Here is a 24,270-nt window from a genome sequence, read left to right on the forward strand (position 1 = left end):
TGGTTCTTGATTTCCTCTTGATTGTATCATTGTATCACAACGGTTGAGGTCAAGAATCCATCAAGAGAGCCGCCTGAACGGTTCCTCTTACAGAAGGGCCTCCAGCTGTCCCTTCAACCGCGCGGCGGTTTCCTGCCACACGGCCAGCTTCTGGCGCTCTTTTTCCACCACCGCCGGAGGGGCTTTCTCGGCGAAGGAACTGTTCAGCAACTTCTCCAGCCGTTCGATCTGCCCCTGTGCCTCGGCAAGCTCCTTTTCCAGGCGGGCACGTTCTTCGTCCCGGTCAACCAGACCGGCCAGCGGCAGATACAGCTCCACTCCGGCAACCACCAGCGAGATAGCCGGGTTGGGTTTCTCTTCCAGGGTGTGTTCAAAGATCAGCTGCGCCGGGTCGAGTACAGCCAGATGGGCAACCACTGCCGCCTGAGCTTTCAGCACATCCAGGCGCTCGCCGCAAACAATCACAGCCGGAATGCGCCGCGAAGGGGGAACCTTCTTTTCGGTGCGCAGATTACGAATACCACGGATGATCTCCTGCACCAGGGCAAAGTCTTCCAGAGTCTGGGCTTCCCACTCTTCTGGTTCGCGAGGCTCCGGGAAATGTGCCACCATGAGCGCCTCTTCCCAGCCTCCTCTGGGGGAGAAAGCGATCGACTTCGCCATGCAGGCCTGCTTCAGATACCCCCACAGTTCTTCCGTTACAAACGGTGTGAAGGGGTGAAGCAACCTCAGGCTCATATCCAGCACCCGTGTGAGGGTATAAGCCGTCCAGAAGGCACGGTCGCCGCCCTCGGCCAATTGTTGCTTGGCAATTTCAACATACCAGTCGGCGAAATCTCCCCAGATAAACTCATAAATTTGCCGCCCGGCTTCACCATATTGATAGGCATTGAACAACCGGTCCACCTGACGCACCAGGTCTTGCAGGCGCGCCCAGATCCACGAATCAGGTAGCGTCCAGATCGGTTCACGAAGGGGTGTATCAGGAGCCTGCTCCAGCGCCCCCAGGACAAAACGCCCGATATTCCAGAGCTTATTGGCGAAATTCCGGTTGGCCTCTACCTTCTTCAGACTCAGGTTGACGTCATTACCCGGGGTAGAACCCACCAGCAGAGTAAAACGCAGGGCATCGGTGCCCATCTGGTTCATCACTTCCAGTGGGTCAACCACGTTGCCTTTCGATTTGCTCATCTTTTGCCCGTGTTCATCGCGGATCAATCCATGCAGGTACACTGTATGGAAGGGAACCTGGCCGGTAAACTCCAGCCCCATCATGATCATGCGAGTCACCCAGAAGAAGAGAATATCATAGCCGGTTTCCAGAACCGAGGTGGGATAAAAATACGCCAGGTCAGGGGTTGGGTCGGGCCACCCGAGCGTGGAAAATGGCCACAACCCTGAAGAAAACCATGTATCGAGCACATCCGGGTCCTGTTCAATCCGCGGACTGCCGCAATGGGCACACCGGGTCGGATCCACCCGCGAGACGGTCATTTCCCCACAATCGCCGCAGTACCACACCGGGATGCGATGCCCCCACCAGAGCTGTCGGCTGATGCACCAGTCCTGAATGTTCTCCAGCCAGTTGTAATAGACTTTGACAAACCGCTCGGGGATAATCTTGATCCTTCCATCGCGCACGGCTTCCAGGGCCGCTTCTGCCATGGATTGAATCCGCACGAACCACTGGGTAGAGATCATCGGCTCAATGGGTTCACCACCCCGCTGGCTGCGCGGCACCGACATCATGTACGGCTCGGTTTTAATCGTCAACCCCGCGGCTTCCATGTCTGCCCAGATCTTCTTGCGGCACTCAAAGCGGTCCATCCCGGCATACGGCCCCCCATTTTGATTAATCCGGGCGGCTTCATCCATGATGCTGATGAACTCCAGGCCGTGCCGTTGACCGAGCTGATAATCATTCGGATCGTGCGCGGGAGTCACCTTCAGGCCACCCGAACCAAAGCTTCGATCCACATACGGGTCAGCAATGACCGGAATCTCCCGTCCGAGAATGGGCACAATGACCTTTTTGCCAATAAAGCGCTGATAACGTTCGTCTTCCGGGTGCACTGCCACTGCCGAATCACCCAGGATGGTTTCCGGGCGGGTGGTGGCCACCGGAATATATTCACCACTCCCGTCAGCCAGCATATATTTGAAATAATAAAGCGTGCCCTGCTCCTGAGAGTACTCTACCTCCAGATCAGAAACCGCCGTGCGTAACCCTGGCGACCAGTTGATCATCCGGGGGCCACGGTAGATCATCCCTTTCTCATACAGGCGCACGAATGCTTCACGCACAGCCTTCGAAAGCCCCTCGTCCAGCGTAAAGCGCTCCCGCTCCCAGTCGCAGGAAGCTCCCAGGCGGCGAATCTGACGGGTGATGATGCCTCCGTACTTGTTTTTCCATTCCCAGGCACGCCGCACAAATTCTTCGCGCCCGATCTGATCCCGGGTAAGCCCCTCTCGAGCCAGCATCTTTTCCACCTGTAATTGCGTGGCAATACCGGCATGGTCGGTGCCGGGCACCCAGAGCGTGGGAACTCCTTTCATGCGATGGTAACGGATCATCAGGTCTTCCATTGAAACGAACATCGCGTGCCCAAGGTGCAGCTCGCCGGTCACATTCGGCGGTGGAATAGAAATCACAAACGGCTTCCGGGAAGGATCAAAACCGGGTTTGTTCGGGTCATTGGACGGTTTAAAAAAGCCGCTTTTCTCCCACCAGGCATAAATCCGTTCTTCGACGGCAGAAAAATCATAGGTTTTTGGCAAAGAAATCTCAGGCATGGTTCTCCTCATTCATTCCAGCATCAGGATTCCGGTAAACGATCCGTTCGTGTCATCATTGCTGTAGCCCTCTCCAAAATAAAAAACCCTCTCATCCATTGAGGACGAAAGGGAACCTTCCGCGGTACCACCTCACTTCGCCTGCTCTGATTCAGGCGCACTTATCCCGGACGCCATCATCCGGAGGATGCGATAACGGGCTCACCCGTGCCGTTCTACTCCCATCCAAAAGGAGGATGGTTTCTTCGGCCAGCCAGCCAAGCGACTTCAACCCCGAACCACCGCGGAGGCTCTCACCTGTTCCTCCTTCTCTGCCGGTGTGTCAGTGGGTTTACTCCTCCTGACTCATGCCTTATGACTTGATTATAGCCGAACTTACTCCAATCGTCAAACCGGCTTCACGGTTCATGGTTGTTGCCCTGTTTCCGCACACCAGGGGTTTTCCGGCTGAAACAGCGTGGCTTTTTCTGCTGACTTTATTCCTCCTCCAAAATCATTCGCCCCGCACCATCCAGCCGGTAAGAAAGCCTCCCCTGGGGCACCCGGGAATCTATCATCAGTGATCCATCATCCATGGCCTCCCAGATCACCTGGAACGGCGCTTTCCCTTCCACCCATTTCTCCACAATCACCACTCCATGACCGGGAAGAATGGTAAAAACAATTTGTCGAGGGTCGCCGGGGTTTTGTAGAGCCTGCGAATGAGAAAATGCCTCACAGATTGCCCGGGCCTGGGCCTCGGTAGAACAGGAAACCGGGTAACGATAATAGGGAGCCGGGAGGTAAACATGTTCTACACGCTGTGGGTCAAACGAACGCACCCCGCGATGGCCATGCAACTTTGATCGTGCCACCGGCACCAGAGCTCCAGCACCCGCCCCCCACGAAAGGGTGATTCGAGGCAAGGGAGCATCCATTTCAACCAGCTCCACCGCTTCAGAAGAAGGTGGATCATTCCGTTTCCCTTCCACATGGCGCACCCGTGCCCCAAGTCCATCAGGGCGCACCCCGGTAATCACGGCCAGCTCATCCTCAGTGAGCCGCCCCTTATTGACAGGCCGGGCGCTTCCTGTAATGGTGGTGATCAGGGCTTCCAGACGTGGCTCCCAGGTGGCAAAACATCCCTCGCTATACTGCCTCGAAATAGCATGGTTCAACATGGGTACAGCAACCAGGTTGCTCACCACCACCATATCGGTGAAAAACTGCCGTTTTCCAAATTCCAGCCCGGCTACCTGCATCGCCGCAGGGGTGCTCAGGGCCTTCCAAACCACCTGCGGAATATCCGGGGTTACCCGCTCATGAGCAGTGATTTCTCGCGTAGATACTGCCGTCACAATCCGCAGCATGAGGTCCTCATAAAAAGCCTCCAGCTGACCGGCAACCGTACGCGGATGAGCCCCGACCAGATCACAGGTATATGCTTCCAGGGGGTAATCTTCACCAACCAGAACCATGAGCCGGACACACATCGTCTGGCATTGAAACAAGCGGAGGGCCGCAAGGAGTGGGCCGCCGCGGCGCCCCTGTTCGTGGAGGGTGGTAAAAGCCCTCGGAGAAAGGCCTGCAAAAGGATAATCTGCCGGGTCCGCGGTCTCTTTGTTCAAAACTCTGCCCAGGTGGGCAAGAAGATCATTCAGCTGACTGGGGCGGATGTGGAGCAGGGTAAAAACCGTCGGTTGAGTTTGCAACCCCAGGCTCCGCTTCGCGTTGAAAAAAAGAGCATCACGCCAGTTGATCGTCTCTCCATAAACAGCCGTCGTAAGCAAAACATCTACCTCGCCGTGTGGAGCTGAGAGCACAACATGGCCCTTTTTAACGAACTGTTCCAGCACTCCTCGTGCCGCTCCTTCCAGCAGAGGGGTTGTAACCCGGGGAACATATCCCACACGGATTTTCCGCAACCAGTCATGCACAGAAGATCCCATTGTTAATTTATTCCTCAGGAGGGATTTTCTTCCCGGCCTTCCAGCCAGAGAAGTCGGCCGATCCAGTCGGCCAGAGTGGGCGAAAGTGTATTCACCAGTGAGAGCAGCCACGCCTGCGGCGGCAAAACAACCGTGGCCTGCTTCCGCTCGATGGCGCGGAGGATGGCCTGCGCCACCGCCCCGGGAGAAATTTTGGCCGAAAGCGGGTGAAACTTCATGCCAGCAACCATGGGAGTGTCCACCCGGCCAGGCAACACGTTGGTCACCGAGACGCCGCTGCCATGCAGTTCCTTCCGTAGAGTATCCCCAAACCCCAGCAGAGCTGATTTCGCCGCGGTGTAGGGGGCATCAAGAGGTAAAGCCAGCCGTGCATCCATGCTCGAGACCAGCACAATATGCCCGCTCCGCCGGGCCAGCATTCCGGGGAGCACCTCCAGCACCACCGATATTGCACCGTAAAAATTCACCCTGAGCGATTGTTCCACCAGAGAAAGAGTGAGATCTCGAATCGGGCATCGAATGTACTGCCCACTGCTGACCACCAGCACATCGATCCTGCCCCAATCGCTCAAAACTTTGCCGATCATTGCATGGATCTCTTCGGGCCGGGATACATCGGTCGGGCAAACCAGCGCCGCCTGCCCCAGTTGTTCGATCTCCGCCGCCAGCCTCTCCAGCGCCGGTACATTGCGCGCCGCCAGAACCACCCTGGCTCCCTTTCGCGCCAGAGCCAGCGCTGTGGCTCTGCCGATTCCGCTGGAAGCTCCCGTCACAACCGCAACAGCACCGTACCACTTCATCCTTCAACCTCTGAATTGAGAGATGCGGCCTATTTTTTTGAAAACCCGCCACTCTCCGAATCGTTACACCCAATGACAGACAGGCCGACCCCTGGAAAGAGTCGGCCTGTCTGCCACCGAGAAGAGAGATATCCTTATTTCTGATCCATTTGCTCGATTAATTTCTGTAATTCTTCATTCACCTTCTTAAGCGCGGTAAGCAGCTGTGGGCGAACTTCGTCTACCGTCTGCTCACCGGCTACCCGCAGCGATTCTACTGCCCGTTTTGCCTCTTCTTTTACTTTCCGGGCTTCCTCAGTACTGGCAGCTTCCTCAATCGCCTGCCCAACCTCACGCACCATCGACTCGAGACCCTCTTTGACCTGCCGGGCTTCCGGTTTTGATTCCACATGAGTCCAGGCCGACCGAAAAGCCTGCGCCAGAGCGCTTCCCAGCGCTTCAAACTGTCGTCCTACCTCGCGCCAGCTCTCATCGACATTTTGCGTTTTCTGCTCATGGTTTTCACCTATCGATTCGCTCATTTCATTGCTCCTCTTTTTCTACAAACTCCCAATGGATATACGCTGTGAGGTTTTCAAAGTTGCGATCAACCTTTTACCAGAATCTCAGAGCCCCGACCGCCAGATAAAGGCCGATACAACTCAGCGCCACCAGGGTGAGCAGAAGGAAATAGACTTTCCGCCACAGACGCCAGTACCCCCGGCGCAACCCTGCCACAGCCTGCACCACCATCACCAGCGTAAGAGGCACTGAAAGAACCGGGAAGGTAAAGATCCAGCGCCACCGGGCTGGTATCCCGAAGAAAATACGGATGTCATTCTCCGTAACCATTCGAAAGCCAGCTACAGCCAGCCCGCCCAGGAAAAATACCCCAAACAACGCCAGAAAACCTGCCACCCACGGAGCTAACCGCAACAGCCATGGAGCAGGTGCCCCTGCACGCCCGCTAACGAGCCGCGCCAGCCATGCCAGCGGGAAAACCACCCACGCGCTGAGCAGTCCGGTTACCCCAAGGATCAATCCTCCCAGCAGTACCAGTGCCCACGGGTCAAGATTGAGCGCCCGCATCAACACCGGAAAATCCACCACGTCCTGCGTGGTGACAAAGTCCACTTTCGCCTCTTTCAGACAGGCCGCTTCAGGCCGGTGTGAGGGATCATCGAGAAACTCCACCATGATCTGGTCCGCACAGGCATCTCCAATGGCACCATGGCCGGTGTTTGGAAAGGTGAACAAATAACTGTTGGGCAACGTCTGCGCCACCATCTCCCCATACGTTTCCGGGGTAATGGGATCAAAACGCCCATTGAGGATCAATACAGGAAGATCACTGAAGACCGGCTCGTCGGCTTGCTTCCCCAGCTGGCGCACATTCCAATCCCGGCAGACCTGCACAAAGGTCTCATTTCCTTCCTGTTCCCCCTTCACCAGGCGCGGACGAATGCCATCATACTTCACCGAGCGCGGATCAAAATCGCCGTCTTCGGCACAAACCACCGCATAGTACATCCCCTCAGCCATGGTTCGATCAAATGTGATCAGCGACTGCACGCGCTCTATGAGAGTGAAACGGTTGGCGCGGACATCGTAAATCATCTTGGGCAAGAGCGGGATTAACTCACTGGAATACAGGGTTTGAAACAACGTCTGAATTAAACCATCCCCATTCAAGAGCGCCCTGTGGCGTTCTCCCGTCTCGGGGTCCATCAGCTGAATCATGACTGGATGTGCATCCAGGCGATCGACCTCCTCGAAAAAAACCTTTTCAAGGTTCGGAAAATCGCGGTTGCATTCAGCATCGGCGGCGCAGGCGTTGAAAAGCTCCGTAAAGGCACGATCCATCGTCCGGGCACTCTCGGGGTTAAAGTCAATCTGGGGTGGCACCACCGCATCCAGAATAAGGCTTCTCAACCCTTCTGGATGTTCACGAAGGGCATGCAGTGCCAGTAAAGTGCCGTATGAAACCCCATACAGGTTAATCTTCTCCAGCCCAAGTGCCACCCGCAGACTTTCAATATCATGAGCATTCTCAAGACTATTAAAAGCAGATAAGTCGACTCCTTCTCGAAGCAACCGATCCCGGCAGGCATCCGCCGCCTGTCGGAACAGGCGGTTCTCTTCTTCATCGCTCAGGTCTTTGTCCAGCACCTTGAGGGTTTCATCCAGAAACTCAGGACACATTAACGCCGGTTCAGAATAGAGGGTGCCGCGCTGGTCGAAAAGCACCAGATCCCGCTCTGCTCGCAAAGGGCTGTCGAATAAAACCTGCGAAAAGTAATCAATCGTCGAGCCGCCCGGCCCACCCTGGTTGAATACAAGAGCATCCCGCCGCGGGTTGGGCGATGTGCTCCGAATCACGGCCACCGCCAACCGCAAGGTTTCCCCTTGAGGATCCTCGTAGCGCTGGGGAACGATCAGATAGGCACAATCCACATCCACCCCTTCCGTCACCCCTTCAGGCAAGGGAAACATGCAACTGGTCTTTTCCAGCCGGGGAACCTCAGCCTGAGCCTGTACAGTACGGGGAGAAAAGAATCCGCAGGCAATGACCGTGAGGCACAGGGCCACCAGAAAACGGGAGAGAATCTTCATCGCGACCTCCAGTGTATGACAATTATAACCTTTCGGGGTGACAGATCGCACTGGATGAAACTATCTCCTCGACTTACAATAACCCTGCCATCTAATTGCAAATGTTTTGCAATATCGTTATTGCAAATGACTTGCATCAGAAGGGTTAACCCATGGAATCATTCATTGATCAGGTAACCAGCAAGGTGCGTGCCGAAGGCGGGCGGATGACCGCTCAGCGGCGGTTGATTCTCGATGCCCTCGAAGACTTACGCGGCCACCCCACCGCTGAAGAAATTTTTGACCACGTGCGCAACGCCGATCCTGATATTAACCTTTCCACGGTGTACCGTACGTTACGCTGGCTGGAAGAGAATGGATTTGTCTCTCCTCGCTGGTTTGAGGATGAGAAACGCCGGGAACGCTTCGATCCGGTAGACCGCCCCCATGCCATCACCGAGCATTTTCATTTTCGCTGCCGGGTATGCAACCGGATCATCGAGTTCGACGAGCCGCTGATCCACGAACTCAGGCGTAAATATGCCGCCGACACCGGCGCAGAGATCGAAAGCGTCTCTTTCACTTTATACGGCGTCTGTGCTTTATGCAAGAAGGACACCCCGGAGCAACCATGAGCGCCAGCCACACACTCTCTCCTGCCATGCCTACCACCGGTGGACGCATTGCCCTTGTCGGCAATCCCAACGTTGGCAAGTCCATCCTTTTCCATCGCCTCACCGGGCAGTACGTCACCGTGTCCAATTACCCCGGCACCACGGTTGAAATCACGCGGGGTGTCACCCGTGCCATACCCGGAGCAATGATCATTGACACCCCGGGCATTGTGACTTTCCCCGCCCGCAGTGAGGATGAAGCCGTCACCGCGCGAGTTTTATTGCAAGACCCATTACAGGCAGTGCTTCAGGTCGGTGATGCGAAAAATCTGCGGCGTACCCTGCACCTCACCGTTCAACTTGCCGAGATGGGTCTTCCGATTGTCCTGGCACTAAACATGATAGACGAAGCCGAAGCCCGCGGACTGAAACTCGATCCATCCAGTATCGCCGACGCTCTGGGAATGCCAGTGATCTCAACCATTGCTACTCGTGGCCAGGGCATGCATGCCCTGGTTGAAGCCCTCAAGCAGGCTCCCGTCTCTTCACTTCGGCTGGAATACCCGCAACCCATTGAAGACTTTCTCAGCGAAAGTGAAGGGCTTTTCCCCCCCGCCAGCATGTCTCCGCGTGCCCTGGGACTTCTGTGGCTGGCAGGCGACCGCGTCGTCGCATCGTGGCTGGCCGAACGGCTCACCCCCGCAACCCTTGCACACCTGCAAACCATGCGCACCGAGTGTGAATCCCGGCTGGGTGTTTCACCTCTGGATGCCATCCAACGCATTCGTGAAGACTTCATCCAGCAGGTCGTTGAGCGCGCCATCCAGCGTCAGTCTACAGGGCGCCCAACCCTTCAATCCCGGCTCAGCCGCCTTACCACCCACCCCCTGGGGGGGCTGGCCATCCTCGCCCTCGTCCTCTATGCTTTATACTGGTTCGTGGGGGTCTTTGGCGCCGGTACGCTGGTGGGACTGCTGGAAAACCATCTTTTCGACCAGATCATCAACCCCTGGATCACCGATCACATCCAGCGCCTGATCCCGTGGAAATTCGCAGTCGAAATGCTGGTGGGCGAATACGGCCTGTGGACCATGGGTGCAACCTATGCCTTTGCCCTCCTCTTGCCTGTGGTGACCACCTTTTTTATCGCCTTTGGCGTTCTGGAAGACTCAGGCTACCTGCCGCGCATGGCCGTGCTCACCAACCGCTTTTTCTCCTGGATGGGCCTCAACGGACAGGCGGTGTTGCCCATGGTGCTCGGTCTTGGATGTGTGACGATGGCCACCATGACCACCCGCACCCTCCCTTCCCGTCGAGAACGCCTGCTCGTCACCATTCTTCTGGCGCTGGCTGTCCCCTGCTCGGCCCAGCTGGGGGTGGTACTGGGGATGCTGGCAGGGATTTCCTTCTCTGCGGCACTCATCTGGGGAGGCGTCGTTCTGGGGGTTCTACTGCTGGTGGGGTGGCTGGCGGCGCGGCTCATGCCCGGCGAACGGGCCCCGCTGGTGGTTGAACTGCCTCCGCTTCGACTGCCGGTATTGAGCAATGTCCTGGTAAAGACTGCCGCTCGCCTGGAATGGTACATCAAAGAAGCCGTGCCGCTTTTTCTGGTCGGCACTCTGCTTCTCTTCACCCTCGACCAGGTACACATCCTGCCCTGGCTCATTCATGCCACCGAACCTGTTGTCACTGACTGGCTCGGATTGCCCCCGGAGGCCGCCTCGGCCTTTTTACTCGGTATCATGCGGCGCGATTTTGCCGCTACGGGGCTCTTCCATATGCAGAATCACGGCCTGCTCAGCCCGCTTCAGGTAGTGGTATCCATTGTCACCATCACCCTCTTTGTCCCGTGCATCGCCAGCATCTTTATGATCGCCAAAGAACGCGGCTGGCGCACCACCCTTGGAATCCTCCTGTTCGTTTTCCCATTCGCATTGCTGGTGGGCGGGGTGCTTTACCGGCTTTTACTCCTCTTCGGATGGTCTTGAGATGAAAAGCGGACAATCTCCTTCGCTTGTGACCTGCGCCGTCTGTGGTTTCACCTTCAATCCAGAGGAACATCCCGGGTGTGCCTCCTGCCCTTTACATTCCAGCTGCCCTACCGCCTGCTGCCCGAACTGTGGCGCACAGAATATCGACCCGCAGCAATCTGCGCTGGCCCGTCTGGTAGAACGCCTCCTTTTGAGGAAAACCCATGAAACCAACCCTGCAAAAAACTCATGAGAACCTTGTTCAACCCCAGCCTTCCGATGAGCGCCCCCTGGCAGATTTCTCAACCGATGCCCGGGTGAAAGTCCGGCGGTTTGGAAATTTGCCCCCGGCAACCCTTCACCATTTACAGGCTTACGGGGTTCTTCCTGGCCGGGAGATTCGCGTTCTGGCACAACGCCCGCTGGTCATTATTCAGGTAGAGGAGAGCGAACTGGCGCTTGAAGAGAGCGTTGCGCGAGAGGTATTCGCTGAAGCTGTGCAGCTTCCGGTATAATACATCCAGCCTTACGAATATTTCACCGGAGGATTCATGCGGCGCTGGATTTTGTGTCTCTTAGCGGTTTTCATCAGCTTTTCCATCCCCCGACCTGCCTTTGCCCAGAACGATATTTCCATACAGAATCTGGAGGTGGAAGTCTGGCCGGAGTACGATCAACCCTCTGTGCTGGTGATCTATCGCATCACCCTTTCATCCCAAACCCAGCTTCCCGCTGAACTGGTCTTTCGTATCCCCCGTTCGGCAGGTGATCTGGCAGCATTGGCTGAACAAACCGAAAATGGTCTCTTTAATATCCCAAATTACAGCAAAGTGGGAGAAGATGGGGATTGGGTCCTTTTTCAGTTCACCACCACCACTCCCCAGTTACAGCTTGAATACTACGAGCCTCTGATGAAAAACGGTAGTGAACGCGCCTATACCTTTCGCTGGCCCGGCGATTACGCCGTAGACTCCATGACGGTGATCGTCCAGCAGCCGCGCACAGCCACGAATATGCGCCTGCAACCTCCCACCGGCACCAGCGGCCCTGGCAGCGACGGCCTCACTTATTTCAATGTGCCTGTGGGAAGCGTCTCGGTTGGAAACACCTTCAAGCTCCAGATCGCCTACACCAAGCCAGATGATACCCTCACCCAACCCCAGGCGTTTGAAGCCGTCACCCCGGCTCTTCCGGCAAATCGCACTCCACCCCGTTCTGTGTTGAACACGGTAATTCCCTGGGTGCTGGCCGGACTGGGGTTGGTCCTTATTGGGGTAGGCGTTTTCTGGTATCTGCGCACCGAACGAACTCCTTCCAGAAAAACGCCGCGCCGCCCCCGCCGAGAGGAAGCGCCCTCCCCCGGCCGCTCCCCCCAGAAAGAAAGCCCCATTTTTTGCCATCAATGTGGTAAACGGGCACAGCCAGGGGATGTTTTCTGCCGCACCTGCGGTACTAAACTCCGCCGATAAAAGGACGAGAACTTGAGACATTTAAACGCTCCAGAGAATGGCTCTCTGGAGCGTTTTTTATCCAATGCCTGTGGTTCTTCCCTTACTTTTCCGGCGCACCGGCGCGAATCCAATCCACCACCTGTTGCAATTCTGTATCGCTGAGCTTGACCGGGTGAGCGCCGCGCATTTTGATCACCACCTGGCTGGCATCGGGGTCACCCGGCACCACTCCGGGGCCATCCTTGCCGCCTTTGAGCAGATCCGCATACGTTTTCACACTCAGGCCACCCGCTGTACCATGACAGGCCGTACATTTAGCAAAGATCTGATCAATCCCGCCTTCCCAGGTGGTGGGTGCCGCGGCACCTTCAGCCGTGGGAGCTGTGGTTGGTGTCGGTGGACGTGTAGGCAGAGGCGTGGGCGAGCGCTTAACCACCACAGGTAATCGCTCGGCGGGCGGAAGGGTGGTGATCGAAGTTTCTTCCAGAGTCACGAACCGTACCACAAGGAAGAGAGAAACCAGGGTAAAGAGAGCAGCAGCCGGGAAATAGACCCTCTCGCGTTTACGCCTGATTTCAGGGTCAGGCAACACCGGAGTCATTCCCTTCTCCAGCTTTTCCAGCTCCAGAGCGTGCTCCTCTTCCATCTCTTCCCGGCTCAATGTGCCCTTGATCATCGACCAGTTCCAACGCTTGATGTGAACATTGTAGAAATGCCAGAGAACGATCGCCAGCACCGCCAGCACCGCTTCGGCGCCATGCGCCGCCTTGGCCGCCGGAATAAACTGCCCTGGCAGGAGACGGGCTGTAGTCAGAGGATTCCACAACATGAACCCGGTCAGTGCCATCAGGAGAAGCCCCCAGATCATGGCCCAGTATTCCATCTTCTCCATGAAGTTGTAGCGCGGCATCTTCGGGTGTGTTTTGCGCAGGCCCAGGTTAAAGAGGAACCATTCCACCATATCGCGGGCATCTTTGATCCCCGGAAGCATGCTCGCTTCCAGACGTAAAACCACCAGTTTATAACCCAGGACCACCAGGTGATATACTGCTTCCAACACAAAGATGATGGCCGCCGTGCGGTGAATCACCCGAATCGTCTCAATTCCTCCCAGCGCCTGAATGATCGCCTGCGAAACAGGAGAGAGCGAATATTTCTGCGGCAAACCGGTAAGGGCAAGCGTCGTGAAAGAAAGGATCAATATCAGATGTTCAATCCGCTGGGCGACATCGAAACGCATGTAACGTTTGGTTTTCTCGCTCATCATTGAGTTTTCTCCTTTGATCCCTGGTTCTGACCTTTCGAGCGCCGCCGAACGGCCATGGAGATTCTCCGCCCTGCATCACTCAAAACCAGCACACCCATCACCCCCAGTACCGTGGGGATGAAGATCCTATAAAAAAGGTTGACGTAATACACCACCGGGTACTTCGTGGGGCTGGGAGTGTAATGGCTCAACCAGGAATCGGGGAAGTTTTCATTGGCATCGGGGTGGCAACGCTGGCAGGCCACCAGCATATTTTGCTTGATCTCCAGCCCGGCCTGTGGATCATCCACCCGCCGAATGTTGTGCACCCCGTGACAATCATAACAGACCGCCTTGTTGGTGGGCTGGTCGGGCGAGGTCTTCTCGAAGAGCGTTACCGTGGTGCCGTGAAAATCGGAAACATAGGTATTGTAAACATCGGTGGAAAGCCCGTATTTGGCCATGATCTCTTTATTGCTGTGACAGTCACCGCATAATTTCGGGGAAGCCAGCCGGAACTTGGCTGTTGTGGGGTCTTCAATCTTATGAAGTCCGTGACAGGTTATACATACCGGCACATCGGGATTCCCCTGTTGGGCCGCTTCTCCATGCACCGACTGGATGTACTCCTCATAGATCGCGTTATGACATTTGGCGCAGATCTCTGGAGATTTCCCGAGTTCTTCCGGGATCAAATTCCCCTGTTCATCGGTCACCTGTACCTGCGTATGGGGGTTGTGACAATCCACACAGACGGGGGCGTTTTCGTTGCCGCTCTCAAAAGCCTGACGATGCACGCTATCCAGCGCATATTTATCCGCATGGCAGAGTTTACAGGTATCCTTGTAGGTAAGGGTATACTCCCGGATCGTCTGGGCTGATCGCTGCGGGTGTGGGTAACCGAAAATATCGGTATGGCACACCGCACAGGCAACCCCTGCCCGGGCATGGGCCGATTTTCCGAACTGGGCGGGGTCAACCGAGACATAGAGTTGCTCCCCGCTTGGCAGGGTCATCGTCTGACCGGGCTGCTGGTGACACCCCAGGCAGACAGCATTCCCCGGTTGCTGTTCCTGGCCAGAGGGGACTGCGGAAACCACACCATTTTGAACCATCAGCAACCCGAGCCACGCCAGGAAAACTCCGAGGCTAATTTGCAAAGGTAGGATTCGCATCAAGCGAAATTTCTGGGTCATGGTTGATGTCTCCATCATGCCATTGAAAATAAATACCAAAGAATCAACCCGCCACCGGTTCGATGGCGGCTGCCATGGCGTATTAATTATAAATGAGAAAAAGATGAGGGCAGATTAAAAAGGAGGAATAGCACCCACGAAAGTGTATTTTCTCACCCCCTGACCATTGAACACCCTATAAAAATGGTTCCGGTTGCCATGGAACAAACTCATGCACTCGCGGGGCATCGTTCTCACTCGCCGTACGCTGGCCCGACGCCACCCCGATCACCCGTTCAAACAGGGCATTTTCAGCGTCTTCCCAGCTCTCTCCCGCAAGCACCCGCCCGGCATCAAAATCCATATCTTCAGCCATGCGTTGGACCAGGGCGCTGTTGCTGGCCACCTTGATACAGGGCGCCAGGCCGCTCCCGTACACCGAGCCACGCCCCGTGGAAAACAGAATGAGATTGCACCCCCCTGCCAGTTGTCCCGTCACCGAAACAGGGTCATTTCCCGGGGTATCCATGAACACCAGCCCCGGCGCCGCGATTTTTTCAGCATACTCGTACACTTCTACCAGCGGGGTAGTCCCCCCCTTGGCCACCGCGCCGAGAGATTTTTCATAGATGGTAGTCAGCCCCCCCGCTTTATTCCCCGGTGTAGGGTTGTTATCGATACTGAAGCCATTCCGGCGGGCATAATCAAGCCACCAGGTCAGCCGCTCCACCAGCCGGGCACCTGCCTTATCCGAAGCAACGCGCTCCAGCAGCAACCGTTCGGCTCCGAAGATCTCACTCGTCTCAGCCAGTACCACGGTTCCTCCCTCTCGAACTACCCGGTCAGCTACCCGCCCCATCAGTGGGTTGGCAGTAACCCCCGACCAGCTATCGCTCCCTCCACACTGCAGGGCGATCTTCAGTCCCGAAAGAGGAACGGGTTCTCGAATACTCCGGTTCACCTCTGGAAGGATGCGTTCGACCGCGGCAATACCCGCCTGAACCGTGCGCCTGAACCCTCCTGCTTCTTGAATGACCAACCCGGGCCCGGCTAACCGCCCCATTTCTTCGGGAGAAAAGGACGGCATACAGCCTTCTACGGCATTCACCTCACACCCCAATCCCACATATAGCGCCGCGCCAATGTTGGGGTTGTGGGCAAGGTTCTTCAGCGCCCGGCGCAGATAAAGCAGGGAGAGGGAATCGGGAGCCACACTGCACCCGGATGAGTGGGTAACAGCAACCACTCCATCCACATTCGGGAACTCTGCCAGGCGTTCAGGGGTGAAGTGCGCGGCAATTCGTGCCACCACAGAAGCCGCGCAGTTCACCGTGGCTATGATGATGATCAGGTTACGCGTTCCCACCTGCCCATCTGCACGTCGAAACCCCAGGAAAGTACTGGCGGTGGGTTCCACCGGCAGAGGCGGCACTACATGCCATCCTGTGCACCGGTCAATCTCCCCTACATCCAGGTTATGACTGTGCACCCAATCGCCAGCGTCAATGGGCTGGCTGGCCTGCCCAATCCGTTGCCCGTATCGAAAAACAGCTTCCCCCACCGCCACCGACCGTAACGCCAGCTTGTGGCCGGGAGGGATTTCCTGACGTACCACCACTTCCCTGCCGTCCAGTCGAAGGCGCGTCCCCGCCGGTATAAGCCGACGGGCGATGGCCACCGTGTCTCCCGGGTCTAACAGAAGAGCTACCTGGGCCAGATTTTCAACCATCCTTTGCTCCATTTCAAATGCCGGTGAATGCCAGAGTCACAATCTCTTTAGGTTTCAGAGAAATGGAAAGCTGCCCTCCTTCAACTTCCAAAGCATCCCCCAGCGGGCGATGATCCAGGTCTACCCGTCTGGCAAAGAACCCCCTTTGTGACGCCGCTGGCAACCCGGTAAAATGGAGGGTAGCTTTTTCAATCCGGGTTTCGGGGTTAAACAGGCGCACCTCCAGACCAGCCTCCGTCTGACGCAGGCTGGTTAATACAGCCGCCCCTTGCACCCGAAGGAAACCCGCCTCAGGCGGCAATCGCCGTTCCTGCCGGTAAAAGGCCTGTTCGGCAGATGCCAGGCAAACCGCGCGTTGCCCGGCAGCCAGTTGCAGGCCTCGATACAGGAGCAGAGCGCGGTCAACCGGCGCATGGAGTGGGATAAGCCAGTAGCGAAAATGCAGTTCTCCCTGCATTTGCCCGCCGGGTTCTCCGGATGTGCCCACCGTCTTCCGCGTGGCCCGGAAGAGGGTCAGGGCCAGAATACGCTCAGGAACATCTATGACGGCGCTCTCCATCAGACCACTGCTGATTACAGCCAGACCACGATGCTCATCAAAAACCGCTGTAAAGCTTTGCTGGGGTTTGGTTTCGATCTCTGGCTCACGGTAAACGTGGTTATCAGCGCGAAGAGCGATGGGGCGCTCGACCACATCAAAGGGTGAATCAGCCAGGTAGGTTTCAGCCTGGGCACCGCTGGGGAACAGGACACGCAGGCGATGATCTCTGGCATGATTCAAAACCACAGTTTCCACTTCCAGGCGATCGCTACCGGCGCGCAGAGTCACCAGACTATCGATTACCAGTTCCGCCATGGATGCACTGCGCTCCAGGGCGTGGAAATCAAATTCCACGGGCACTTCCATCACCTTCCGTATCCGAAAAGAAGCCAGATATTTCCCATGGCTCACCCGTGCAATACTCGTCCGGCCCCCGGAAGAATAAAAACACTGGTCATGTTCTGCCTGACCATAATTCCACCCATCACCAATGTCTGCCCGGTCTTCAAAAGTTAATAAACCGCTGTAAAACTGCCCGCTGCGCTTATCCAGCAGACTCAACGTTCCATCTGGTTCGATCGAAACTTCCAGATATTCATTGGCCATACAGCGTTCACCCACCACCAGCTCCGGAAGCATGGGATAGCGCGTTGGAATCCCCGGAGCCTCAGGCCGCACCGTCAGTGTGGTATACCCCAGTGCAGGTAATGAGAGCGGCAGGCTCACGCGTACGCGGTGCACCCGGGTTTCCTGGGCCAATACCCGCCCATAAAAACGCCAGCGCGGTTGATCCATCTGCTGCCAGAGGCGCTGATAAGGAATTTCTACACCCCGGGCATCATAGATGCGGAAGCCCAGCTTGGCCTCCGAGTTGGACATTTCATTAAAGGTCGGCCAGCCTACGGGCAACTCCAGATCAAGGTCAACCACCTCTTCCAGGGTTCGTGGCAATGGGTTAAAAACCGTTACCCGCAGCTCATCTTCGGCCACTTCTCCCGCCACGCTGGCAGCCAGGCGCCGGGTTGCCTCCTGAGTCAGGCGCTCACCGATTTGCTCGCACTGGTGGAAGCGGTACAACATATCCTCATGCACACGGTCGATGGAACAACCGCAAATCGAATCGTGCGGATGATTTTGAATTAACCATCGCCAGGCTACATCCAGGAAACCCTGCGGATATTCCAGCCCCAGGGAAGCCCGGGCAAAGACGCTGAGTGGTTCTGCCCACTGACACAAAAGGCTCTGGCAGGCCGCGTTGGCCAGTTTAAGGTTCACCCGGCTTGACCCCACTCCCGGGATCAGCCACTGGCCTTCCACTTCAAACGGGTAAAAGGCCGGCTCGCGCAACTCCCCCTCGATCCGCGTTGTGATCTGGTTTCGGAAGGCCAGCATCTCATTGATATACGCATCCAGCGAGGTATGAGTCACAACAAAATCAGGGTCACCTTCAAAACGTTCGGCCAGAATAGCATAATCATCCGGGTCCCATTCCAGATGATCGCACCCATCGAAAATCAACAGCGGCCCCACCTCGGTTTTCGCTGCCTCTTTTTGCAAAAAAGCCGCCTGGCGTTGGCGAATTTCCTCCGGGCTAAAAGCCTGCCGGTCTCCGTGAACCTGCCGCACACTGAGGGCATAACTGCAGTAACCAATTTCCCCAAAACGATAACAGGGCATTTCTGTACCATCGGCACCCCGCCACACAACCAGCCGCTGGTCAGGCAGGTTGGTGCCCCGCCAGATGAACCCCATGGGAATGCCAAAACCGGCAAAAATTTGCGGCATCTGGCTGTTGTGCCCGAACATATCACACAGGAATCCCGCCTTCGAGGGTTCTACCCCCCACGACCGCACCAGCCGCCGCCCCATTTCCAGGTTACGGATGAGCGATTCCCCCGAAACCAGAAACTCGTCCGGCAACACGTACCAGGGTCCGGCCACGATTTTCCCCTCCCTGAGCAATTGTCTGATTTGCTCACGTCTCTCCGGACGCACTTCCAGGTAATCTTCCAGTAAAATGCTCTGACCATCGCTCTGGAAAGGCCCTTTTAATCGTCCATCGGCCCATCCCTCAAGGATACGATCGAGTAATTGAACCAGGCGATGCCGGTACACCTGAAACGTCTGATACCATTCACGATCCCAGTGCGTACTCAGGACATAATGGGCTTTATGTGCCATGTGACTTCTCCGGGTTGATTTTCATCATTGTATAACAGCTTGACGACCATACCATCTCCCCACAGGCAGGAATTCCCGCGCAAACCCTGTACAAACCATGTACGCTTCGTTCCCATGCTCCGTATAATATCCTGAGACATCTCAGTTAAGGAATGGCTCACCTATGAACGAATCATCCACAAGAAAAACAGACACCCTCACCCCTCCCGGTACGGCTAACCGCGCTCTCTGGGCTGGAATCCTTTTCAGCTTTCTTTTCACCGCACTCATCGCCTGGGCTGGCCAGCGCCTCGATGCCATCTCCCTCCTCCCCGACCAGGGAGCCGCCTGGTATTACTGGAAGCTCCCGGAACCCACCTTCTGGAGCCGTCTCACCGCCTGGGGCGGATACCTCGCTCATCAGCTGACATTATGGGGGTTGATCTGGCTGGCCCAAAAACAATCCCTCAGGTATACTGGCGGCCTCCACCGCCTCAACATCCTGGCTCTTGGAGCCAATGCGTTTTTCATCCTTCTACACTTTGTTCAGACCCATCTCTGGTACGATGGGCTGGCACAGGATGTTTCCATTTTCTCTTCTCAGGGTTCTGTCATTGTACTGCTCGTCTGGGTACTTCTGATGGAAAACTCACGCCGTGGAATGTTTTTCGGGAAAAAACTCCCCCTGAATAAAGCTATCGGCCAGTTCGCCAGAAAGTATCACGGTTATTTCTTCGCCTGGGCCACAGTGTACACCTTCTGGTATCATCCTATGGTCAATACCATGGGGCATCTCATTGGTTTCCTGTATATGTTCCTGATGCTCCTCCAGGGCAGCCTGTTTTTTACCCGTGTGCATATCAACCGCTGGTGGACCTTTGCCCAGGAAGGTATGGTGGCCGTCCATGGCACCCTGGTTGCCGTGCAACAGGGAAATGGCCTGTGGCCCATGTTCTTCTTTGGTTTTACCGGCGTGTTTGTGATCACTCAGATGTACGGACTGCCGCTCAAGAACTGGATGCGGTGGGTCATCCTCGCTGCCTATGTGCTCGGTGCTGGCGTGGTTTACAGCCAGGCAGGCTGGGCTCGCCTGAATGAAATCATCCGCATCCCCTTGATTGAGTATCTTGGGGTGCTCTTACTGGCAGCAATCTTCGGCGGTGGGCTATGGGTAGCCCGTAAAGTACGCGAAGCTTTCTCCCATCCTCCTCACACTGCGGTCACCGGAGGGTGAACCGGTGCCTTTCTCCACAAACCACCTTCCTCATCCCCTGATATACTGTCATTGGCGAGGAGGATTATGAAATTCGGATTGTATCTACCCAACTTTGACCCCTATGGGAAGGCCCGTCTCATTGCAGACCTGGCCGCCGAAGCAGAAGAAGCCGGCTGGGATGGGTTCTTCCTGTGGGACGACATTGTGATTAAGCCAGAGACAGATATGGTTGATCCATGGATCACTCTGACCGCCGTAGCCATGCGCACCAGGCGTATACGCCTGGGCGCGCTGGTGACCCCACTCCCCCGCCGCCGCCCGTGGAAGTTCGCCCGTGAGACGGTCACCCTTGACCACCTCTCGGAAGGGCGGCTGGTGGTGGGCGTCGGCACCGGAGGCGGCCCCGACGAATGGGATGATTTTGGCGAAGAAACCGATCATCGCCGCCGGGGCGAGATGCTCGATGAAGGGTTAGAGGTGGTCACCGGGTTGTGGAGCGGGGAATGGTTTTCTCATCAAGGAAAATACTATCACCTGCGGGGAACGCGCTTCTTACCCCCCACCTTCCAGAAACCCCGCATTCCCATCTGGGTAGGCGGTGTCTGGCCCCACCGCCGCCCGCTGGAACGCATGGCCCGCTGGGACGGGATGTTCCCGCTCTTTTTTGAAGCCACCTCTCTGGAGGAGGCCTACAACCAGTTCTGCGAGGCTGTGCAAATCGTGCGGGCAATGCGCCAGCCTGATCTCCCCTTCGATATCATCGCCCTTGGAGCCACCTCTCCTGAAGAGCCCGAAGAGACCGCCCGCATGGTGCGGGCGTATGCCGGCGCCGGGGCCACCTGGTGGCTGGAAACACTCGCCCCCATGCGCATGGACCCACCCGGCAAGACAAACTGGAGCTTTGAACAGCTCCGCGCGCGGGTGCTGGCCGGACCACCCCGTTTTTAAGCTCATACCTTATAACACAGGAGGCAACCCGCGGGTTGCCTCCTGTGTTACTTTCCATGATCCTTATGCCCAGAGAGGCTCGGCCTGTTGTTCTTTAAGCATGGCGAGCATCTCTTCGTCGGTCGGGGCTTTCTCAAAGTTGCTGGCGGCTTCCAGAATTTTAGGCAGCACATGAATATCGCCAGCCGTATTGATAAATGCCCCCTCGCGTCCCAGCGCGTAGTGGATGGCCAGCGTGAGTGCCTTCGGGTCATCGAAGGGTTGGTACCAGGTCGCGTGGGTGTGAGGGCCATCACCATAAGGCCGGCGCTGAGCCGTCTTGATCAATTGCATGGCCACATTCCGTTCCTTGCAAATGCGTTCCAGGGCCTCAAAATCCGCCCGGTATTGCGGGTTCTGCATAAGCATGAAGTTATAAGGTAATAACACCGAGTCGAAATCGAATCGCTCCAGGGCTTTGCGGTGGATCACTGGCGCATGAAGGGTATGGCTGGTGATCCCAATGAAGCGCACCAGCCCCTCTTCTCTGGCTTCCAGCGCAGCTTCCAGAGCGCCCCCCGGGCCAAGAGCCTGTTCCAGTTCTTCATCCTCGATGACCGCATGGAGCTGGATCAGATCAAGATGGTCAGTGCGCAACCGTTCGAGCGAGCGGCGGATTTCAGCACGCGCCTTTTCATAGGTGCGTTCACCGGTCTTGCTGGCCAGGAAAAACTCATGGCGGTGCTTTTCGATCCAGGGCCCAAGACGAATTTCCGAATCGCCGTACGAGGCCGCAGTATCGATATGGTTGATCCCGTACTGGAACAACACCTCCATGGTCTGATCGGCCTCAGCCTGTGTCACATTATAAAAAGCAGCCGCTCCGAACAGTGTACGTGTACTCAGATGCCCGGTTCGACCGAATTGAAGCTTGGGAATCATAACCACCTTCCTTTCCAAAACACCTTTCTTCCGTTACCGTTCACGATCATTATAACCGGCCGCTGGCTGTCCTGCAATTCACCCGATGGGATGATTTTGCCGCTGACGGCGGTCAGCCACCAGGAAGATCAACGCCCCAATCAGCACCGCCAGGGCCACCACACGGAACATCCCTGCCCCGCCCAGGCGCTCCAGCAAAAAGCCGCCCGTGAGTGCCCCGGTGATGGCACCCAGGCCCATCAATGTGGCATTGAAGACGCCTTGCGCCGTAGCTCCCAGGCCGCGCGGAGCCAGTTCATGAGCATAGGCAACGCCCGCCGCCCACAGCGAGGCGAAGGTCAGGCCGTGGAGAAGTTGAACGAGTAATACCTGCCAGGGAGCCTGGATGACCGAGTAGAGCAGCAGGCGCACAATGTAAGCCCCCAGCGCCATCAGTACCACCCCACGCGCTCCCAGCCGCTTCACCAGCTTACTGGAAAAAAAGAGCGCCGGAACTTCACTGACGGTGGCCGCCGCCAGAGCCAGCCCCATGAGCGTCTGTTGGGCGTTGAGCTCAGCCATGTACAGAAAGAGGTAATTATTCACCGTCGAACCTGCAACCCCGGCAAAGAAAACCACCAGTAAAAAGAACCACCAGCGCCGTTCACGCAGAAGAAGCCGGGCATCTTTCCAGTAATTCCCGCTTCCCACGCCGGGTGATACGTTCAGCCCTGCAGTCATCAGCCAGGCCAGCCCCATCACCAGCAAATACAGCCCGAAGGGCGCCGAAGCCCCATAGTTCCCGGCCAGCCAGCCTGCCAGCGGGCCCGAAAGCCCCCAGCCCACGGCTCCCCACAGGCGAATTCTGCCATATTCATTCCGCCGCTCCCCCAGCATGCTCAGCACCGAATGATCCACCAGCGGCACAATCGGCGCATTGAAAAAGGCATAAGCTCCAATGCCCAGCGCCAGCCATCCCAGCGAGCGCGCCCCCAGGATCACCCCGGCGGCGGCCATAGCGCCGAGCATGGCTCCCAGAAGCACCCTGCGGTGATGGTGGGTGGCATCGGCCAGGCCACCCCACACCGGGGCGCCCACCAGGGTAATCAGTGGTACCAGGCTGGTCAACAGGCCAATCTGCCCGCCTTTATATCCCAGGCTCTGGTAATACAACGGCAGAAACGGAATGAAGGCCGCCCAGGCGCCGTAAAACAAAAAATAGACCCATCTGGCACGTAAAAGAAAAATTCGCATCTGATTCCAGACCAATATGAAAGTTTGAAGGGGAATTCAGCTCCGGGGCGGTCCCTGGAGAATGCAACCGAGAAGCGTTTCCTCATCCATTCCCCAGCTCGATTCAATCCACCAGGTAGCCCCTGCCTCTATCCAGGGGGCAATCACGTCCTCTCTCTGGTCGGGGCTCAGACCGTAGCTCTTCCCCTCAACAGGAAGATCAAAAGTTTTACCCTGCGGGGAGTGCTCCATCAACCAGGCCCTCATCACGGCCAGGTCTTCGGGCTTCACCTCGGTATACTCGCCCCGTTCATCCAACTTCATCGGGATCAGCCCGTCGCACTTGAGAACTCGCCGCATGGATTTCATCTTCGGCCAGATTCCCACCACCCACAGGGGGATGCGCGGTTGCTGCACCGGACGCGGCGGGTAGTGCATTTCATCCACCAGGCTGAGTCTGAGATGGAAGTGTTTTCCATCATAATCAAAGGGCTTTCGCTGATAGAAAAGGGTGAGAAGGTCGATACTTTCATCCAGCAATTCACCGCGGATGCGAGGATCGGTGGGCACATCCGGGAAACCCTGCCAGCCCATCCATACTGCCCCTGCCCCCAGCCCTAAAATCAGCCGTCCCTGGCTGAGGCGGTCGATCGCCAGGCTCTCGCTCGCCAGATGCCACGGACGGCGTAGCGGCATCGCCAGCACCATCGTTCCCAGCGCAACACGCTCCGTAACCATCGCAGCGGCGGTGAGTGCAATGAGAGGATCTTCACACCAGATGGCATCCCCCACAAAGATGCCGTCCCAGCCGGCTTGCTCGGCTTCCCGTGCCAGCTCAGCCGTACGCCGGGCGCTGTTATAAGGAAGGACAATTCCATACTTCATTTTTGGTGTGCTCCCTGTCCGGGGATGCGCCCCCCATACTCTCCAGCCCGCAGGCGCGCATTTACCTGCTCTTTGCCAAAGTATACCACGGGCCTCTTCGGCACTTCCCC

Annotated in this window: 18 protein-coding genes; 6 read left to right on the plus strand and 12 right to left on the minus strand. The window is 56.7% G+C overall.

Annotation, left to right across the window (positions count from 1 at the left end; genetic code table 11):
* Positions 1-87: 87 nt before the first annotated feature.
* From ATHL_RS12125 to ATHL_RS12145, 5 genes are all read right to left on the minus strand, one after another.
* Positions 88-2,793 carry a valine--tRNA ligase gene (locus ATHL_RS12125; protein ID WP_062194038.1) on the minus strand — a complete coding sequence of 902 codons (2,706 nt, stop codon included), beginning with the start codon at positions 2,791-2,793 and terminating at the stop codon, positions 88-90.
* A 476-nt stretch (positions 2,794-3,269) separates the two neighbouring features.
* Positions 3,270-4,721 (minus strand): hypothetical protein, encoded by a 1,452-nt coding sequence (locus ATHL_RS12130; RefSeq protein ID WP_062194043.1) that lies wholly within the window; start codon positions 4,719-4,721, stop codon positions 3,270-3,272.
* 14 nt (positions 4,722-4,735) lie between these two features.
* Positions 4,736-5,521 carry an SDR family NAD(P)-dependent oxidoreductase gene (locus tag ATHL_RS12135; RefSeq protein ID WP_062194046.1) on the minus strand — a complete coding sequence of 262 codons (786 nt, stop codon included), beginning with the start codon at positions 5,519-5,521 and terminating at the stop codon, positions 4,736-4,738.
* A 134-nt stretch (positions 5,522-5,655) separates the two neighbouring features.
* Positions 5,656-6,042 carry a hypothetical protein gene (locus ATHL_RS12140; protein ID WP_062194050.1) on the minus strand — a complete coding sequence of 129 codons (387 nt, stop codon included), beginning with the start codon at positions 6,040-6,042 and terminating at the stop codon, positions 5,656-5,658.
* Positions 6,043-6,115: 73 nt separating this feature from the next.
* Entirely contained in the window at positions 6,116-8,113 is a 1,998-nt protein-coding gene (locus ATHL_RS12145; protein WP_062194054.1) for an alpha/beta fold hydrolase, read from the minus strand.
* 152 nt (positions 8,114-8,265) lie between these two features.
* Here ATHL_RS12145 and ATHL_RS12150 point away from each other — a divergent pair, with 152 nt between their 5' ends.
* The 4 genes from ATHL_RS12150 (at position 8,266) to ATHL_RS12165 (ending at position 12,145) form a co-directional block, all read left to right on the plus strand.
* Complete coding sequence (locus ATHL_RS12150; RefSeq protein WP_062194058.1) at positions 8,266-8,727, plus strand: Fur family transcriptional regulator; 462 nt, start codon at positions 8,266-8,268, stop codon at positions 8,725-8,727.
* Positions 8,724-10,694 (plus strand): ferrous iron transport protein B, encoded by a 1,971-nt coding sequence (gene feoB, locus ATHL_RS12155; RefSeq protein ID WP_062194061.1) that lies wholly within the window; start codon positions 8,724-8,726, stop codon positions 10,692-10,694. The genes ATHL_RS12150 and feoB overlap by 4 nt, the downstream gene beginning before the upstream one ends.
* A gap of 206 nt (positions 10,695-10,900) precedes the next feature.
* The gene (locus ATHL_RS12160; RefSeq protein WP_062194062.1) at positions 10,901-11,191 is read left to right on the plus strand and encodes a ferrous iron transport protein A; all 291 of its coding nucleotides are present in this window, start codon (positions 10,901-10,903) and stop codon (positions 11,189-11,191) included.
* A gap of 36 nt (positions 11,192-11,227) precedes the next feature.
* Positions 11,228-12,145: a zinc ribbon domain-containing protein gene (locus ATHL_RS12165; protein WP_062194065.1), complete on the plus strand. Its 918-nt coding sequence runs from the start codon at positions 11,228-11,230 to the stop codon at positions 12,143-12,145.
* 82 nt (positions 12,146-12,227) lie between these two features.
* Here the strand turns inward: ATHL_RS12165 and ATHL_RS12170 are convergent, their stop codons facing one another.
* The 4 genes from ATHL_RS12170 to ATHL_RS12185 form a co-directional block, all read right to left on the minus strand.
* Positions 12,228-13,394 carry a cytochrome b/b6 domain-containing protein gene (locus tag ATHL_RS12170; RefSeq protein ID WP_062194067.1) on the minus strand — a complete coding sequence of 389 codons (1,167 nt, stop codon included), beginning with the start codon at positions 13,392-13,394 and terminating at the stop codon, positions 12,228-12,230.
* Positions 13,391-14,569 (minus strand): cytochrome c3 family protein, encoded by a 1,179-nt coding sequence (locus ATHL_RS12175; protein ID WP_062194070.1) that lies wholly within the window; start codon positions 14,567-14,569, stop codon positions 13,391-13,393. Before ATHL_RS12175 ends, ATHL_RS12170 begins: the two co-directional genes overlap by 4 nt.
* 175 nt (positions 14,570-14,744) lie before the next feature.
* The gene (locus ATHL_RS12180) at positions 14,745-16,277 is read right to left on the minus strand and encodes a UxaA family hydrolase (RefSeq protein ID WP_062194072.1); all 1,533 of its coding nucleotides are present in this window, start codon (positions 16,275-16,277) and stop codon (positions 14,745-14,747) included.
* A gap of 13 nt (positions 16,278-16,290) precedes the next feature.
* Entirely contained in the window at positions 16,291-18,999 is a 2,709-nt protein-coding gene (locus tag ATHL_RS12185; protein ID WP_062194075.1) for an alpha-mannosidase, read from the minus strand.
* Positions 19,000-19,162: 163 nt separating this feature from the next.
* Between ATHL_RS12185 and ATHL_RS12190 the strand changes: the two genes are divergently transcribed.
* Both ATHL_RS12190 and ATHL_RS12195 read left to right on the plus strand, forming a co-directional pair.
* On the plus strand, positions 19,163-20,212 hold the full coding sequence (locus tag ATHL_RS12190) for a hypothetical protein (RefSeq protein ID WP_062194077.1): 1,050 nt from the start codon (positions 19,163-19,165) through the stop codon (positions 20,210-20,212).
* A gap of 66 nt (positions 20,213-20,278) precedes the next feature.
* Positions 20,279-21,142, plus strand: a complete 864-nt coding sequence (locus ATHL_RS12195; RefSeq protein ID WP_062194080.1) for an LLM class flavin-dependent oxidoreductase — start codon at positions 20,279-20,281, stop codon at positions 21,140-21,142.
* Positions 21,143-21,205: 63 nt separating this feature from the next.
* On the opposite strand, the gene ATHL_RS12200 is transcribed toward ATHL_RS12195, so the two are convergent.
* From ATHL_RS12200 to ATHL_RS12210, 3 genes are all read right to left on the minus strand, one after another.
* Positions 21,206-22,063, minus strand: coding sequence for an aldo/keto reductase (locus ATHL_RS12200; RefSeq protein WP_062194082.1), 858 nt, complete (start codon positions 22,061-22,063; stop codon positions 21,206-21,208).
* A 78-nt stretch (positions 22,064-22,141) separates the two neighbouring features.
* Entirely contained in the window at positions 22,142-23,296 is a 1,155-nt protein-coding gene (locus tag ATHL_RS12205) for an MFS transporter (protein ID WP_062194085.1), read from the minus strand.
* 36 nt (positions 23,297-23,332) lie between these two features.
* The gene (locus tag ATHL_RS12210) at positions 23,333-24,160 is read right to left on the minus strand and encodes an LLM class flavin-dependent oxidoreductase (RefSeq protein WP_062194087.1); all 828 of its coding nucleotides are present in this window, start codon (positions 24,158-24,160) and stop codon (positions 23,333-23,335) included.
* Positions 24,161-24,270: the final 110 nt, after the last annotated feature.

The sequence above is a fragment of the Anaerolinea thermolimosa genome (assembly GCF_001050195.2).
GTDB lineage: Bacteria > Chloroflexota > Anaerolineae > Anaerolineales > Anaerolineaceae > Anaerolinea > Anaerolinea thermolimosa.